Raw genomic sequence first — 17,240 nt, 5'->3', positions numbered from 1 at the left:
TGGCTTATCACAAAAAAGGAATAAAATGGCTTTTTATTTAGATTTTGAAAAAAAAATAGAAGAAATAGGTAAAGATTTAGAAGTTGCAAAGATTAAAAATGATGAATCTGCTATTTCTTTATATGAAAAAGAATTAAAAGATGAGATTAATAAAACTTATAAAAATTTAACTCCATACCAAAAATTACAACTTGCTCGTCATCAAGATAGACCTCATGCAATTGATTATATAAATGAAATAATGAGTGATGCTTATGAGATTCATGGAGATAGACATTTTGCTGATGATAAAGCAATGGTTGCTTTTATAGGATATATTGATGGGCAAAAATCAATTGTAATTGGTGAAGAGAAAGGAAGAGGAACAAAAGATAAAATTGCAAGAAATTTTGGTATGCCAAATCCAGAAGGATATAGAAAAGCCTTAAGAATTACAAAACTTGCCCAAAAATTTAACATTCCAGTTCTGTTTTTAATAGATACGCCAGGAGCATTTCCAGGAATTGGTGCAGAAGAGAGAGGCCAAAGTGAAGCAATTGCAAGAAATTTACTTGAACTTGCAAAATTAAAAGTCCCTACTATTTCGGTAATTATAGGAGAAGGCGGAAGTGGTGGGGCATTAGCTATTGGAGTTGCTGACAAGGTTGCTATGATGAAATATTCTGTTTTTAGTGTCATATCTCCTGAAGGTTGTGCTGCAATTTTATGGGATAATGGAAGCAAAGCAGAAATTGCTACAAAAGCACTTAAGATATCAGCTAAAGATTTAAAAGAATTAGGATTAATTGATGATATTATTGAAGAGCCATTAGAAGGTGCTCATAGAGATTACAAAAGAGCAGCTAATTCGCTAAAAGAGTATTTTTTAAAAAGTGTAAATGAACTTAAAAATTTAACTATTGATGAAATGATTAAAAAAAGATATGAAAAATATTTGAATTATGGTAAATTTACTGATAAATGAAAGTAAGAATTTATTATGAAGATACAGATATGCTTATATTTTTAGGTAAAACATACTAAAATAAGTATATTTGCACAATAACCTTTTAACTTTTAGTGAAAAAAACTAAAACTTTTGACACAATATGGGCATACCCAATGTAAGCAAAAATATAAATTAGTTATCAAAAATAGTATTTCTTCTTTCTACTATCTTTGCATAATCAATAAAATTACCATTTGTCAGTAAATCTACAGCACTATAGATGAGTTTTGCACGTTCCTCTAAAAATGCACTAAAGTCTTGTCGTAGTTTCTTATGCTTTTCTTCACCTTCTACATTTGTATAATCACCATTCATTAGTTCTTGAACTGGAATGACATGTGTTTGTATTCTATGATGAATAGTATTCTCGTCTGCCCAATTAATACGTTCATCAACATACATTGATGGGTCTTTCCTTCTAATGAGATTTCTATTAGTTACATCTGTAATTAGTGCACAATTTAGTGCAAGGTAGGATTCTATACCAGCTTCTTTTAATAATGAATCAGGGTAAAGGTGATGATAGTCTCGTTCTTGAATAGTTTCTCTACTTAATGATTTACCATCTGCAAAATCAAGAGCACCCAGATAGGTAGAAATAGCTAAAATGGCTTTTGCTCGTATTATAGCTCTCTTCGGCCATTTTGTTTCTAATAACTCTTCTATATCAGCTAAAGGGTACCTTTCCCTATTGAATATAGGCACGATACTGATATCAATTATTTTGTTTTCTTTAAGGCTAAATATAATATTTTTTAGTTCTTGATAGTCAGCATAGGCATGAGTTGCAGCAGAATTTTCATATCTATCAGTAAAAAATGCTGACCACATGTAGCGTTTGATGATTACATCTGCTTTTCCTTTTATATCACCTTTCTCAGGCATATCGGAAAAAAGGGTTGCTATCACTGCTAAAACTGCATTAGTTGGAAGTCTTGATGCATCCAAAATCCCTTCGTCTTCAATAAAATTAGCCATCTTATTTAGACCATCTTCTAGTTTATGCCAGTTATCAAGCATAATAGATTTATCCATCTCTATAGCACCACGTTCATTAGGAAGTTTGTCTTGAAGTAATGCGGATACATTGAGAATAAGTTTGTTTAATTCCTCATAGTTTTTTACTTTTGGGTAAGCCCTATCAAGATTTGTTTGTAGGTCATGTAAAGATTCACCTCTAACTGCTTCGATTTCAGCTACAATTACATCGTATCGAGATAAAGGTTTACTATTTGTATTCATATTAATAAAGACTTGTAGAGCAGTATCTTTATTTGTTTCAGATGGAAGTGCTAAATATGGTAGATTATAATGTTTGATATTTTCTCTGAGTTGATTAATGATGGATTTGATTTTGTCTTTTTTAGTTTGGTACTGTTTAAACTTTATCATAAAGTCTTTTTCACCTTCTTTAGGTTCAAAACTTTGTGTAGCTTTTTTTATCCATTCATCAATCTCATTAACCATATCAATCGGTTTTAATAAATCAGTAGGAATACATCCTCTATGTAAACAGTCTGCAGGTATATCAGTCCATAGGGGATATAGTTTTCCATTCTTAATATATCTTGACCTTATATATACATCCCATTCATCTGCCCATGGCTTTTCATAATAGCTGTCTAATTCTGGAACATAAATAAGGTATGTAGTATCATTATAATTATTGTAAAGAGAACGCCATAATGATGTTAGACGTTGTTGACCATCAAGCAAATGTTCTGTGACTCTTGCTGTTGTGTCTTCAGGCACCGCTGTTTCAAGGTATCTTGATTGAAATTGTTCCTTATCAACTTCCAATATCAATGTTATTCCAAGAGGTAAATCATGAATAATTGTTTTAAGTAAGCTTGCAATTCGATGTCTGTCCCATGCCTCATATCTTTGGAACCGGGGTAATTTAATAGCCCCCTTCTTTATTTCAGTAAACCACTCATTTAAACTTCTGTCTTTTGCTTTACTACTCATAATGCCTCTTTTTCCGAAATTATATCTCATCTATCATTGAGATAATATCTAAAATTATATCATAAATTTTAGACATTATTTAATCTACTTTCAAAATAAATAGCTAGTTGAAAAATTGTGAGTGCCCAATTTTTAATTAGCATAGTTTATTTCTTTTAAGTATTTTGGATACCCATAAAAAGTAATTTAAGTAAGCTTTCATCACTGGGAAATATTCCTTTTGTTTTTATAAGTGTTCTAAATTATCTATGAATTGATTCTATGATATTTGTAATATAAATAACTTTTCTAAAATTTTTAGGAATGCTTTATAATTTGTATAAGATAGAAAATAAAATATTTTACATAAAGGAAAGAAATAAAGAAAGATATTAGTGTATTAAATAACTGATGTTATGCACATTTCAATTTTTCTTACTATTTTTTTAACTTTTTTCCATAAATTTTTTGAGCTAAACTCATTTTTATTTAAAAATCTTGTTATTTTATCGTGACTTATTTCTCCTTTTGTCATTTTTGATAAACCTATTGCTGTTGCATACTAATTTTGGGCTATAAAAAAATATGTGTATAAATCTATATATTACTTTCTTCTTTTTGCTTTCTTTTCTAATGTTAATTGCAATTCTCTCTCCTATAATTGAATATTATTTGAAAATCCTACTTAATAATTATATCTTTAAGTTTTTATATGCGTAAGCTCAGTTAATAATATAAAGAAAAGATTTTAAAGAGTTAAGTAAAAAATGTAAAGATGAGAAAAATACAGTCTTAAAAAAGAGGATTTAAGAATGATAATTTATTAAAAAAACTTATTTATTTAGTTTATAAGGATATTTCAAAAAAATAGCAAAAATATATTTCAAATTGGGATGGAATTATCTCTCAATCTGATATAATATTAAAAAAAAGATTAGAAAGCTATTTGAATTAAGTTAATCTTTAGGGCGGTCTAAAAATAAGGAAAGAACAGGTGAATATACGAATTTATTATGAAGATACAGATGCCGGCGCGGTTGTATATCACACAAAATATATAGCTTTTTGTGAAAGAGCAAGAAGTGAAATTTTTTTCAAAAATGGTATAAATTTTAGTGATGATGGGTTTGTAGTAAGAGATTTAAAAGCTATTTTTTTTTCTCCTGCAAAACTTGGAGATTTAGTAGAAGTTAAAACCAAAATTAATTCTATCAAAAAATCAATAGTTTTGATTACTCAATCAATTTATAAAGATGATAAATTAATTTTTGAAGCTCAAATAAAATTAGTTTATGTAAAGAAATGGAAAGTTACAACAATCCCAGAGGAATATAAAAAGATATTAAATGAATTCTCGTGAAATAGGGAATTTAGCAGAAGATAAAGTAACTAAATTTTTAGAACAAAATCAATATAAAATAGTTGACAGAAATTTTTATTCTCGTTTTGGTGAAATTGATATTATAGCTTTCAAAGATAATGTTTTTCATTTTGTAGAAGTCAAAAGTGGAAATACTTTTGAACCAATTTATAATATAACTCCTAAAAAATTACAAAAAATAATAAAAACTATGAATTTATATCTTAAAAAACATAAAATAAATAGTGCTTATCAAATCGATGCTGTTATTGTGAAAAATAATAACATTGAAATAATTAAAAATATTAGTATGTTTTAAATTTATTTTATATGTTTATTTGTATGTTACTTTTAAAGATAAAAATCTAAAAAAGAAAAAAATTCCAATCAATAATACATATTCTAAAATTAATTCATATTTTCCGTGTTTTGTAACGGTTATTAATAATTCTCTTGTAAAATATATTATAGATGCATCAATCATATATCTAATTCTGATTCTTTCATTTTTGAAAAATATAATAATCATTTGAATTACTTCAATTAATACAATAAGTTCTAATATATATAAAATAACTTTATAAAAATCTATTTTAAAAATCAAAATAAAAGAAAAAATTAAAAACCCTATTATAATATCTAAATGTTTTAGCATAAAATTCTCCTTTTTCAAAAGGATTATGCTATAAATAGATTACAATTTAATAACAAAAATAAAAAAATATAAATTTTAATTTAACTTCTTTTTCCATAAAATTCTTCTTTAAATTCTTTAAATTTGTTTCCTAAAATAGCTTCTCTTGCACAAGAAACTAAATCTAAATAGTAATGTAAATTATGAATACTTGCAAGTCTAAAATAAGTAAGTTCCTTTGCTTTAAATAGGTGGTTTAAATATGCTCTTGAATAGTTTTGACAAGTATAACAATTACATTCATTATCAATTGGATTTTCATCAAGTTTATATTTCGCTGCTTTTATATTTACTTTTCCAAAAGAGGTAAAAAGTGTTCCATTTCTTGCATTTCTTGTAGGCATAACACAGTCAAACATATCCACACCTCTATCAATTGCTTCAATTATATCTTCAGGAGTTCCCACTCCCATTAAATAGCGAGGTTTGTTTTCTGGTATAAATGGAGTAGTTGCTTCAATTGTATCATACATTAAATTATTTTCTTCACCAACACTAAGTCCTCCAATAGCAAATCCATCAAATGAATGATTTTGATACTCTAGTCCAACTAATTCACTTGCACTTTGCTCTCTATATTTAAAATTTGTTCCACCTTGAATAATTGCAAATATATTGTTTTTTTTACCTTTATTGATATGATGAATTAGACTTCTTTTTGCCCACTCAGTTGTTCTTTGAATAGATAATTCAATTCTCTCTTTTGTGTTTGGTAAGGCAATTAAATCATCTAAAACCATCATAATATCGCTATTTAAGTTATATTCAATATCAATTACTTTTTCTGGAGTAAAAAAATGTTTACTTCCATCTATGTGACTTCTAAATCCAATTCCATCTTCATTTTGTTTCATATTTTTACTTAATGAAAAGGCTTGAAATCCACCGCTATCAGTTAAAAATGAGTTTGGATAGTTAGTAAATTTATGAACTCCTCCGAGTTTTTGTATATTTTCATCACCTGGACGAAGATATAAATGATAAGTATTAGCCAAAATTATTTTTGTATTTAAGTTAAGCATATCAATCATATCAAGTGATTTTATACTTGCATTTGTTCCAACGGGCATAAATATCGGTGTTTGAATTGTGCTATGGTTTGTTTTAATTGTACAAGCTCTTGCTTTGCCGTTTGTATTGTCTATTTTGAAGTCCATAAAAAACCTTCTTTTTTTGGTATAATTGTATCAAAAAAGGTTTTATTTGAATAGAGTATTAATTTTAGCAGAAGGTAAAGAAGCCAAAAAATTTATAAAATCCATAGTAGAAAATTATTTAAATGTAGCTGAATTTGATATTATTTATCAAAGTGAAACTGATATTGATAAAACTTTAATGGTTAATGAAATTAATTTTTATAAAATTCAATTTACTTCTATTTCAAATTTAGCTTTTTTTAGAAATAGAGGATATTCTAAAATTATAGTGGTTATCAAGAATAGATTATTTGCATTAAATGCTATTAAATCATTAGATTTTTTTATTAAAGAAAATATATATATAGAATTTGTAGATTTTTGGGATGTAGAAATAGAAAATGAAAATATTAATGTTGTTAAACTACCAGATATAATTAATTCTACTTTAATTGATTTATTACCTGACGTTCCTGTATTTGCACGAACTATAGGACTTGGAAAAGAAGAAGTTATGCAAATTCAAGTTCCGGTTTCAAGTGCTTTTATATATAGAAATGTAGAACTTTTAAATAAAGAAAATGCTACAAAATGGAGAATAGTAGCAATTTATAGAAATGAGAAATTAATTTTACCTAATAAAATGACTACAATTCATCCTTATGATAAATTATTAATTGTAGGACAAGCACAAATTTTAAAAGATGTATTTAAGAGTATTAAAAAAGATGTTGGGCTTTTCCCTGAACCTTATGGAAATCAAATTTATCTTTTAATTGATAAGAAAACAATGTCTAAAAGAGAAGTTTCTAAACTTTTAAAATCTGCTATTTATTTACAAAGAAAATTAAAATCTAAAAAGTTAATTATTAGAGTGACAAATCCAGATTTACATATTTATAGAAAACTTGAAAAATTTGATGAAATTGAAATTTTTGTGGATTATAGAAGAGATGATATTGAAGAAATAATGTTAGATGATTTTTTGAAATTTAGAATAGGTATGTTTATTATAAACAATAAATTTTATTATAAAAATATCAATTTTTTATTAAAGATTAAAAAGCCTTTTTTAAAAATTGGAGATGAAAGTATAAAAATGTGTAAAAAAACAGGAGTTATATTAAGAGATGATGAAGTATTAACTGAAATTTCTCCTGTTGTATTTGATATTTCAAGTCAACTTGACTATCCAATTAAATTCTTTGAAATGGATCCTGATAATGTAAATAAAGAAAAAAAAGAAATTGTTAAATATTATGAAAATTTAGCTAAAATGTATTATTATAAAAATGTAGAATTTATTATAAATGATAAAAATCCATATTTTGAATTTAAAAAAATGAAAAATATTTGCTTTTTTGTACCATTTAACAATAAAATTCCAAGAAACAAATTTTTGAGTATTATTTTCCCAAATGCAAATAGGATTCAAATTTTAATGGATAAATTTAATCAATTTATGATACCAACAAAAGGATAAAAAATGATAGTTAATGTAATAACACCAAATAAAGAATATAATGTTTATATAAAAGATTTAGAAACTATAGAAGTAAAAGGAAAAGTAACGGTAATTACGAATCCTACTGTGAGTGGTTTGCATATGAAATATTTATTGGATCATTTAAAATGTGATGAATTACATATTGTAACCCTGCCTGATGGGGAAGAGTATAAAAATATGGAAAGTTTTTCGTATGGGTTTGATAGACTTTTTGATGCAAAACTGGATAGAAATTCTACTTTAATTGCTTTTGGCGGTGGAGTTATTGGAGATATGACTGGATTTATGGCTAGTATTTTTTTAAGAGGAATTAAATTTATTCAAGTGCCAACTACACTTTTATCAATGGTGGATAGCTCAGTTGGAGGCAAAACTGGAATAAACAATAAATATGGTAAAAATTTAATAGGGAGTTTTTATCAACCAGAAGCTGTTTATATTGACACTTACTTTCTTTCAACTTTGCCAAAAAGAGAATTTTCAGCAGGTATGGCCGAGGTAATTAAAATGGCAATAATGTTTGACGCTGTTTTTTTCGAAAATTTAAAAGATAATAAAGAAAGTGTAGAAGATATTATTAGAAATTCGATTGAAATTAAAAGTAGTGTAGTTAATCAAGATGAAAAAGAAAGAGGAATTAGAAGTGTTCTAAATTATGGACATACATTTGGTCATGTAATTGAAAATTTGACTAATTATTCTGTATATATCCATGGGGAAGCCGTTGCGATTGGTATGATAATAGCAAATAGATTAGCCGTTAAACTTGGATATTTGACAAAACAAGAAGAACAAACTATAAAAGAGTGTATTGAAAATTATAATTTACCAACTACTTTCAAAATAAAAGATGAAGAGGAGTTTTATGAACATTTTTTTGCCGATAAAAAAACTATGAATAATTCTATTAAATTTGTATTACCAAAGGCAATAGGAAATTATAAAATAAAAAAAGATATTGATAAAGAGATTATATTAGAAGTTTTAAGGGATTTTAAATGAAAGATTATGAAAAAAAATTAAAAGAAGCAAAAGAATTACTTGATAAACTTAACGATCCAGAACTTACTTTGTATCAGGGAATGGAATATTATAAAAAAGGTATAAAAATTTTAGAAGAGGCTACTAAAATATTAGAAGAAGCAAAACTTGAATATGAGGAAATTAAGGAATGAAAGTAGCAGTTATTCAAACAGCTACTCTTCCTTATGAAAAAGCAAAAGTTAATTATTTTTTATCTATTTTAAGAAGTAAAGGTGTTAAGCTTGTAGTAATTGGAGAATATGTATTGAATCTGTTTTTCAAGGATTTAGAAAAAGCTCCAATTAACTTTATAGCCCAGCAAAGCAAGCATCAATTGGGACTTTTTAAAAGATTGGCCAATAGATATAATATTACTATTATAGCACCGCTTGTAACGGTTGATAAAAAAAATATTTATAAAAGTTTTTATAAATTTTCTGCTAAAAGTACAAAAGTTTATCATCAACAACTTTTAATGCCTTATGAGCATTGGAATGAGAAAAAGTTTTTTAATACAAAAGAGAGTAAACCTTTAATTTTTAAAATAGACAATATAAAAGTTGCAGTTTTACCAGGATTTGAAGCACATTTTGATGAATTTTGGAAATATTTTAGAGATAAAAATGTAGAGTTGGTCGTAGTGCCAAGTATAGGTGCTTTTAATTCTCAAAAGAGATGGCAAAGTATGCTTACAACTTTTGCATTTTTGAATAATTGTTATGTTTTAAGAGCAAATAGAATTGGAAAGTGGGATAATTGGAAATTTTATGGTGAAAGTTTTTTGAGTGGTCCAGATGGCAATATTATTGATAAATTATCAAACAAAGAAGAGTTACTTGTTGTGAATATTGATAAGAATATGATAAAATTAAATAAAAAAGAATGGGAATTTAATAAACTCAGAAAAGATATAAAAGGTTTGTAATGAAAAAAATAGTTATTTTGTTAATTGCAGTTTATAGTTTTGGGCTAAATATTTTGGTTTTAAATTCATATTCGTCAAGTCTTAAGTGGACAGAAATTCAATCAAATACAATTGTTGAATATTTAAAAAATAGTAATATAAAAAATAAATATATTTTTGTAGAGTTTATGGATACAAAGAGATTTCCTCCGAATAAAGAAAGGGATAAAAATTATTTTGATTATTTAACAAAAAAATATAAAAATATAAACTTTGATATTTTGATTACAACAGATGATAATGCATTAAATTTTGTGCGAATTTATAAAAATAATAATCTATTTAAAAAAGCTAAAGTATTTTTCCAAGGAGTTAATAATTTAAGCCTATATAATAAACTTGATAAAAATATTTATGCTGGTGTTTTTGAAAAAAAAGAACCTCTTTTACAATTAAAATTTGCAAAAAAGCTTATGCCAAATTTACAAACAGTTTATGTTTTATCTGATAACTCTATTTCAGGGAATAAAACAATAAAACAATATATGAATGCTTTTAAAAATATAAAAGATATAAAATTTGTATATATTAATGAATCTAAGACAGATAAAATATTAGATAAATTAAAAAATTACGATAAAAATTCTGTTTTAATGGGTTTAACAATTTCAGGAATTATAAAATATAAAGATGTTTTACCAACATATTTAGGAGAACAATTAATTTCAAAAGTGTATAAAAATCCTATATTAGTTCATAATGGTGTATGGAGTTTGGGTAGTAATAGTAATGTAGTTGGTGGAGTTTGTAATGATGCTAAAACACAATCAAGATTAAATATGAAAAAATTATTTCAATATCTAAATGGAATTCCTATGAAAGATATAGGTTTTCAATTAGATGATGTTAGTAAACTTTTTATAAATGTTAAAAATATTAGAAAATTTGGAATTGATGAAAGTAGTATTAAAATTGATAATTTACCTATAAAATATGTAAATAAACCGACTTCTATTTATGAATTATACAAATGGCAAATTTGGACTATAATTTTTATTTTTATTTTAATTAATCTGTTTTTAATTGTTTTAGCTAAAAAAAATAGAGAACTTAATCGATATTCAAAAAAAATAAAAGAGATAAATAGAGGACTTGAAGAAAAAGTAAAACAAGCAGTAGAAGAAAATACTAGAAATTTAAAAATCCTGCAACAACAATCAAAGCTTGCAGCAATGGGTGAAATGATAGGAATGATTGCTCATCAATGGAGACAGCCATTAAATGCATTAGCTTTAAATATTCAGTTTTTACCAGAAATGTTAGAAGATGGCTGTGATGAAACAGCTATTAAAAAGATAGAAGAATTTAGTACTAAAAATATGGAAACAATTAAATTTATGTCTCATACGATAGATGATTTTAGAAATTTCTTTAAAAAAGATAAAGAAAAAATAGAATTTTATATAAATGAAGAAATAAATAGAGTTTTAGATATGCAAAAGTCTCAATTAAAAGCTCATAATATAGAATTAGTTACAGATTTAAAACCTATAAAAATAGTAGGGTTTAAAAATGAATTTAAACAGGTTATTTTAAATTTAATATCAAATGCAAAAGATGCTATTATTAAAAGAGATATAAAAGGTGTTATTAAAATAAGTGATTATGAATTGAATGATGAGGTAGTTATAACTATTGAAGATAATGGTGGTGGTATTAATAAAGATATAATAGAAAAAATATTTGAGCCATATTTTACTACAAAAGAAACCCAAGGAACAGGACTTGGTCTTTACATGAGTAATGAAATAATTAAAAGAATGAGTGGAAAGATAGAAGTTAAAAACATAAAAAATGGTACTAAGTTTACAATAAGGCTAAAAAAATGATAAAAGTAACAAAAAATTTAAAAAAATTAAATATTTTATATGTAGAAGATGATGAAGCGGTAAATAATATTTTTACTTCGATTTTTAAAAAGTATGCTAAAAATATTTATAGTGCTTTTAATGGAGAAGAAGGCTTAAAGATATTTAAAAATAATCATATTGATATAGTTATTTCAGATATTCAAATGCCTAAAATGAGTGGAATAGAAATGGCAAAAGAAATTCGTAAAATAAATGAAACTGTTCCTATTATTTTTACTACAGCTTTTGGGGATAGTGGGTATTTAAAAGAGGCTATTGAAATTGGAGTAGATGCTTATATTTTAAAACCAATTGATAAAGAAAAAATATTAAAAAAATTAAATAAAACTGCAGATAATTTAGTTTTAAAACAAGAATTAAAAAATTATACGAAACTCATGAAAATAGTTTTTGATTATCAAACGGATGGACTTATATTATTAGATGAAGATTATAATGTTATTTTTTATAATAAAGTAGCTAAAAATATTATGCAAAAACACAATACTGAAAATTATAAAACTGTTTTTGATATTATTAAATCTAAAATAAAAAATGATAAGACATTAAAAGAAGAATATTTCAAAAATATAGATGATTCAGAAAAGATGATATGTGTATCTTATAATAATAAATTTTATGAATTAAAAATAAGAAAAGTTGACAATTATATTTTAGTGAATTGCACAGATATTACAGATTTTAAGGTAAAAGTGGATGAAATTGAAGATAAATCTTTAAGAGATGAACTTACAGGTGCTTATAATAGAAAAAAATTTGATAGAATTATTGATAGTTTAAAGAATACATATATTTGTTTAATTATGTTGGATATTGATGATTTCAAAAAAATAAATGATACTTATGGACATTTAAAAGGTGATGAAGTTTTAAAAAAATTATCAAGTGCAATCCAAAATCATTTAAGAGAAAATGATTTTTTTATAAGATGGGGTGGAGAAGAATTTGTAGTTTTACTTCAATCATTGAAGCTTGATAAAGCAAAAAAAATAGCAGAAAAACTAAGAGAAGTAATAAATTCTATTGAAATAGAAGAAGTAGGATATTTTAATTGTAGTTTTGGTGTTGCTTGTGGATTGATTGAATGTAAAGATGATTTTGATAAAATATTGAAATATAGTGATGATGCTTTATATTTAGCTAAAAAGAATGGAAAAAATAGAGTAGAAGCTCATTGGAAATAATTTTACTCAAAATTTTTAACTATTTCATAAGCTGTATTTCTTTGTGCTGGAATTTCTCCTATATCTTTTATAAGTCTTATCATTTCACTTTGTGCCATTGAATTTGTAGCTCCAGCACTTGCTACTACATTTTCTTCCATCATAGTACTTCCTAAATCATTAGCTCCATAAAGAAGTGCTAGTTGACCTATATAACTTCCTTGAGTTACCCAACTTGATTGAATATTTGGAACATTATCAAGAAAAAGTCTTGCAACTGCCAAATACCTTAAATATCTATTTGGTGAAGTTTTGTATTTTACAATTCCTTCTTTATATAGTTTAGTATTGTATGGTTGAAAACTCCACATAATAAAAGCTCTAAAACCACTAGTTTCATCTTGAAGTTTTCTAACTAAATCAAAATGTTCGATTATTTCTTCTTCTGTTTCTACTGTTCCAAACATCATAGTAGCAGTTGATTTTATTCCATTTTTATGAGCAAGTCTATGAACATTTAGCCATTCATCTACATCTATTTTTTTAGGGGCAATTATGTCTCTAACTCTATCACTTAAAATTTCAGCTCCAGCACCTGGAATTGAAGAGAGTCCTTTTTCTTTTAATCTAATTAAAACTTCTTCTATTGATATTTTTGAAATTTTAGCAATGAAATCGATTTCTGGTGCAGAAAATCCGTGAATTGTTATATTTGGAAATTTATTATGAATATGCTCTACTAATTCTTCATAAAAATCTATTTTTAAATTTGGATGGACTCCTCCTTGAAATAGTATTTGAGTTCCACCAATTTTAATGAGTTCTTCTATTTTTTTATCAATTGTCTCAAATGGTAAAATGTATGCATCTTCATCTTTTTTATGTCTGTAAAATGCACAAAATTTACAATCAACCCAACATACATTTGTATAATTAATATTTCTATCAACTACAAAAGTTGTGATGTTATCTGGATGCAATTCTTTTTTTTTATTATATGCCATTTTTTGTAAAGTGATTAATTTTTCATTTTTTAGTAAATTTAAAGCTTCTTTTTTTGTTAATCTCATTGATTTACCTTTTTTTCGATTAAATTTATTGGTATAATAGCAAAAAAAATAAAGGTTTTCATATGGATTTTAATACTTTCGATGTAATTATCCTTTCTATTACGATAATTTTAGCAATAAAAGGGTTTTTTAATGGTATCATAAAAGAAATTTCAGGACTTATAGGAATTGTTTTAGGGGTGTATTTAGGAAGTGTTTATTATGAAAGTGCTGGAAAATTTATAAACTCTTCTATTTTTCAAATTCCAAATGAATCAGCAATTAATGTCGTTGGATTTGTAGCTGTTTTTGTTTTAACTTGGCTTTTAGTTGTTGTTTTGGGTATGATTATTTCAAAGATAATAAAAGTAGCCCAACTTGGGATTTTAGATAGGGTAGGTGGACTTATTTTTTCAGCAGGTAAATTTTTTATTATAGTGGCTGTTATTGTTACAATGCTTTCAAAAATCGAAGCTATGCATAATCAACTTGAAAAATGGTCTAAAAATAGTGTGACTTATCCATATCTTATCAAAACTGGTGAATTTTTGATGAATATTAAACCAGAAGAGGTAAAAAAACAAGTTGACAATGTAAAACAAAAAATAGATGATGTAAAACAACAAATAAATGATAAAATTGGTAATAATATAACAAAGACAATAGAACAAACAAAAGATAAAATATCTAAAACTATTGAAAAAAATATAACAACAGATAAAGGAGAATAATTGTTTAGTGATAAATATGTGGCTCAAAGAGTTGAAAAAGCAGAGAAACTGAGAGTTAATGGATTAAATCCATATGATAATAAAATAGAAGAAAAAATTTCTATAGAAGAGTTTCTTAAAAACAGTGAATATGTAAAAGAACTTGAAAATCAAAGAGATGAGGATAGAAATTTATGTGTAGCTGGAAGAGTTAAATTTCTTAGATGGATGGGGAAAGCTGCATTTGTAAAAATTGAAGATGATTCTGGAATAGTTCAATTATATCTTTCAAGAGATAATTTACCAGAAGGATATTATAATACAATTCTTAAAAAAACGCTTGAAGTTGGAGATATTGTATATTCTTGTGGTTATCCTTTTGTTACTAAAACAGGTGAGTTAACTCAACATGTAAATAAATTTAAAATATTAACAAAATCAGTAGCGCCACTTCCAGAAAAATATCATGGACTAAGTGACATAGAAGCAAGATATAGACAAAGATATCTTGATATGATTATGAATGACGAAGTAAAACAGGTAATGAAAACAAGAAGTAAAATTGTGTCATTAATTAGAAGATTTTTTGAAGATAAAGGATTTTTAGAAGTTGAAACTCCTATGCTTCATACAGTTGTAGGTGGGGCTAATGCTAAGCCATTTTTTACTCATCATAATGCACTTGATATTGATATGAATCTTAGAATTGCACCAGAGCTTTATTTAAAAAGATTAATTGTAGGTGGATTTGAAGCAGTATTTGAAATAAATAGAAATTTTAGAAATGAAGGAATCGATTATACTCACAATCCAGAATTTACAATGATTGAATTTTATTGGGCTTATAAAACTTATGAAGATTTGGTTGAAATAACAACTGAATTATTTAATTATTTACTTGAAAATTTAGGTCTTCCTACTAAAATTCCTTTTGATGAATTAGAAATTGATTTTAGTGATGTGAAAGTTGTTCCTTATAAAAATGCCTTAATGAATATTGGAGGGGTTCCAGAAGATATTTTAGATAATGTAGATAAAATGAAAGAGTATCTAAAAGAAAAAGCAGATGTTGAGGTTGCAAAACATATCAATAGTGTTGGAAAAATGTGGGGAGAACTTTTTGACGAATTTGTAGAAGAAAAATTGATTAATCCTACATTTATTTCAGAATTTCCAATAGATATTTCTCCACTTGCAAGAAGAAATGATGAATATCCAGAATTAGCAGATAGATTTGAATTTTTTATAGCTGGAAGAGAAATTGCAAACGGATTTAGCGAATTAAATGACCCAATTGATCAATATGAAAGATTTAAAAAACAAATTGAAAATAAAAATTTGGGTGATGATGAAGCTACTGAAATGGATGAAGATTATATCAAAGCTTTAAGCTATGGTATGGCACCAACTGCAGGGGAAGGAATAGGAATTGATAGACTTGTTATGTTACTTACAAATCAACATTCTATCAAAGATGTAATTCTTTTTCCAACAATGAAACCAATTAAAAAAGAAGAAAAACAAACAAATAAAGGAGAATAAATGAATTATTTACAAAATAATGACCCAGAAGTATTCGATATTATCGAAAAAGAGTTAGTGAGACAAACAAACTATTTAGAAATGATAGCAAGTGAAAACTTTACAAGTCCAGCCGTAATGCAAGCAATGGGTAGTGTATTTACAAACAAATATGCGGAAGGTTATCCATATAAAAGATATTATGGTGGATGTGAAAACGCAGATTTAGTTGAGCAATTAGCAATTGATAGAGCAAAAGAGCTCATGGGATGTGAATTTGCAAATGTTCAACCACATTCTGGAAGTCAAGCAAATGGGGCGGTTTATGCAGCTTTACTTAAAGCAGGAGATAAAATTTTAGGTATGGATTTAAGTAATGGTGGGCATTTAACTCATGGAGCTAAAGTTAGTTTTTCTGGTAAAAACTATCATTCATTTTCATATGGAATTGATGAAACAAGTGGAAGAATTGATTATGATAGAGTAATGGATATTGCTAAAATTGTAAAACCAAAAATCATCGTTTGTGGTGCAAGTGCTTATGCAAGAGAAATTGACTTTTCTGCATTTAGAAAAATTGCGGACGCAGTTGGAGCTATTTTAATGGCTGATATTGCTCATATTGCAGGGCTTGTTGTTGCAGGTGAACATATGCATCCATTCCCTTATTGTGATATTGTAACTACTACAACTCATAAAACTTTAAGAGGTCCAAGAGGTGGAGCTATTTTCACAAATAATGCAGAATATGCTAAAAAAATTAATAGTGCTATTTTCCCAGGATTACAAGGTGGGCCTTTAGTTCATGTAATTGCTGCAAAAGCTGTTGGATTCAAAGAAAATTTATCACCAGAATGGAAAACATATGCTAAACAAGTAAAAGCAAATATTAGAGTTTTAGCTGATATTATGATGAAAAGAGGATACAAAATAGTTTCTGATGGAACTGACAATCATTTAGTATTAGTAAGTTTTCTAGATAAAGAATTTAGTGGAAAAGATGCAGAAGAGGCACTTGGAAGAGCTGGAATTACTGTAAACAAAAATACAGTTCCTGGTGAAAAAAGAAGTCCATTTGTAACAAGTGGAGTTAGAATAGGAAGTCCAGCACTTACTGCAAGAGGAATGAAAGAAGCTGAGTTTGAAATTATTGCAAATAGAATTTGTGATGTTTTAGATGATATTGATAATCATGAAAAACAAGCAAAAATTGCGGAAGAATTAAAAGAATTAGCCGGGAAATTTGTAATTTATACGCAATCTACATACTAAGAGATTTTTCTCTTAGTTATTTGTAAGATAACTAT

16 protein-coding genes and 2 pseudogenes are annotated in these 17,240 nt (G+C 26.2%); 12 read left to right on the top strand and 6 right to left on the bottom strand.

The annotated features are described in order from the left end of the window. The first annotated feature begins 25 nt into the window (after window positions 1-25). Window positions 26-964 carry an acetyl-CoA carboxylase carboxyl transferase subunit alpha gene (gene accA / locus ACZ5OA_RS06000; RefSeq protein ID WP_464906970.1) on the top strand — a complete coding sequence of 313 codons (939 nt, stop codon included), beginning with the start codon at window positions 26-28 and terminating at the stop codon, window positions 962-964. 156 nt (window positions 965-1,120) lie between these two features. On the opposite strand, the gene ACZ5OA_RS05995 is transcribed toward accA, so the two are convergent. From ACZ5OA_RS05995 to ACZ5OA_RS05985, 3 genes and pseudogenes are all read right to left on the bottom strand, one after another. Then, window positions 1,121-2,956 carry a GmrSD restriction endonuclease domain-containing protein gene (locus ACZ5OA_RS05995; RefSeq protein WP_464906969.1) on the bottom strand — a complete coding sequence of 612 codons (1,836 nt, stop codon included), beginning with the start codon at window positions 2,954-2,956 and terminating at the stop codon, window positions 1,121-1,123. A gap of 68 nt (window positions 2,957-3,024) precedes the next feature. Continuing rightward, a pseudogene (locus tag ACZ5OA_RS05990) lies at window positions 3,025-3,258 on the bottom strand (transposase); the annotation flags it as partial. 101 nt (window positions 3,259-3,359) lie between these two features. After that, window positions 3,360-3,497, bottom strand: a pseudogene (locus ACZ5OA_RS05985) (IS701 family transposase); the annotation flags it as partial. Window positions 3,498-3,929: 432 nt separating this feature from the next. Here ACZ5OA_RS05985 and ACZ5OA_RS05980 point away from each other — a divergent pair. Together ACZ5OA_RS05980 and ACZ5OA_RS05975 are read left to right on the top strand one after the other, a co-directional pair. Next, window positions 3,930-4,295: a YbgC/FadM family acyl-CoA thioesterase gene (locus ACZ5OA_RS05980; protein ID WP_464906968.1), complete on the top strand. Its 366-nt coding sequence runs from the start codon at window positions 3,930-3,932 to the stop codon at window positions 4,293-4,295. Further along, window positions 4,282-4,614, top strand: coding sequence for a YraN family protein (locus ACZ5OA_RS05975; RefSeq protein WP_464906967.1), 333 nt, complete (start codon window positions 4,282-4,284; stop codon window positions 4,612-4,614). The genes ACZ5OA_RS05980 and ACZ5OA_RS05975 overlap by 14 nt, the downstream gene beginning before the upstream one ends. A 15-nt stretch (window positions 4,615-4,629) precedes the next feature. On the opposite strand, the gene ACZ5OA_RS05970 is transcribed toward ACZ5OA_RS05975, so the two are convergent. Further along, complete coding sequence (locus ACZ5OA_RS05970; RefSeq protein ID WP_464906966.1) at window positions 4,630-4,950, bottom strand: phosphate-starvation-inducible PsiE family protein; 321 nt, start codon at window positions 4,948-4,950, stop codon at window positions 4,630-4,632. A gap of 80 nt (window positions 4,951-5,030) precedes the next feature. After that, window positions 5,031-6,146: a tRNA guanosine(34) transglycosylase Tgt gene (gene tgt, locus ACZ5OA_RS05965; RefSeq protein ID WP_464906965.1), complete on the bottom strand. Its 1,116-nt coding sequence runs from the start codon at window positions 6,144-6,146 to the stop codon at window positions 5,031-5,033. A 46-nt stretch (window positions 6,147-6,192) separates the two neighbouring features. Here tgt and ACZ5OA_RS05960 point away from each other — a divergent pair, with 46 nt between their 5' ends. From ACZ5OA_RS05960 to ACZ5OA_RS05935, 6 genes are read left to right on the top strand one after another with little or no spacing between them, the layout of a single operon-like run. Next, window positions 6,193-7,608, top strand: coding sequence for a TrkA C-terminal domain-containing protein (locus ACZ5OA_RS05960; protein WP_464906964.1), 1,416 nt, complete (start codon window positions 6,193-6,195; stop codon window positions 7,606-7,608). Between the two features lie 3 nt (window positions 7,609-7,611). Further along, window positions 7,612-8,634: a 3-dehydroquinate synthase gene (gene aroB / locus ACZ5OA_RS05955; protein ID WP_464906963.1), complete on the top strand. Its 1,023-nt coding sequence runs from the start codon at window positions 7,612-7,614 to the stop codon at window positions 8,632-8,634. Next, window positions 8,631-8,807, top strand: coding sequence for an exodeoxyribonuclease VII small subunit (gene xseB / locus ACZ5OA_RS05950; protein ID WP_464906962.1), 177 nt, complete (start codon window positions 8,631-8,633; stop codon window positions 8,805-8,807). Before aroB ends, xseB begins: the two co-directional genes overlap by 4 nt. Next, a complete protein-coding gene (locus ACZ5OA_RS05945) occupies window positions 8,804-9,580 on the top strand; it encodes a carbon-nitrogen hydrolase family protein (protein WP_464906961.1) in 777 nt (258 codons plus the stop codon). Before xseB ends, ACZ5OA_RS05945 begins: the two co-directional genes overlap by 4 nt. Continuing rightward, the gene (locus tag ACZ5OA_RS05940; RefSeq protein ID WP_464906960.1) at window positions 9,580-11,448 is read left to right on the top strand and encodes an ATP-binding protein; all 1,869 of its coding nucleotides are present in this window, start codon (window positions 9,580-9,582) and stop codon (window positions 11,446-11,448) included. Before ACZ5OA_RS05945 ends, ACZ5OA_RS05940 begins: the two co-directional genes overlap by 1 nt. Further along, window positions 11,445-12,674, top strand: a complete 1,230-nt coding sequence (locus ACZ5OA_RS05935) for a GGDEF domain-containing response regulator (protein WP_464906959.1) — start codon at window positions 11,445-11,447, stop codon at window positions 12,672-12,674. The genes ACZ5OA_RS05940 and ACZ5OA_RS05935 overlap by 4 nt, the downstream gene beginning before the upstream one ends. Window positions 12,675-12,676: 2 nt before the next feature. Here the strand turns inward: ACZ5OA_RS05935 and ACZ5OA_RS05930 are convergent, their stop codons facing one another. Next, complete coding sequence (locus tag ACZ5OA_RS05930; RefSeq protein WP_464906958.1) at window positions 12,677-13,723, bottom strand: dehypoxanthine futalosine cyclase; 1,047 nt, start codon at window positions 13,721-13,723, stop codon at window positions 12,677-12,679. A 62-nt stretch (window positions 13,724-13,785) separates the two neighbouring features. Here ACZ5OA_RS05930 and ACZ5OA_RS05925 point away from each other — a divergent pair, with 62 nt between their 5' ends. From ACZ5OA_RS05925 to ACZ5OA_RS05915, 3 genes are read left to right on the top strand one after another with little or no spacing between them, the layout of a single operon-like run. Further along, window positions 13,786-14,433, top strand: a complete 648-nt coding sequence (locus ACZ5OA_RS05925; protein ID WP_464906957.1) for a CvpA family protein — start codon at window positions 13,786-13,788, stop codon at window positions 14,431-14,433. Then, window positions 14,434-15,954 (top strand): lysine--tRNA ligase, encoded by a 1,521-nt coding sequence (gene lysS, locus ACZ5OA_RS05920; RefSeq protein WP_464906956.1) that lies wholly within the window; start codon window positions 14,434-14,436, stop codon window positions 15,952-15,954. Further along, entirely contained in the window at window positions 15,955-17,205 is a 1,251-nt protein-coding gene (locus ACZ5OA_RS05915; RefSeq protein WP_464906955.1) for a serine hydroxymethyltransferase, read from the top strand. Window positions 17,206-17,240: the final 35 nt, after the last annotated feature.

The organism is Thioreductor micantisoli (genome assembly GCF_055392745.1).
This window is presented reverse-complemented; position numbering and strand designations above follow the sequence as displayed.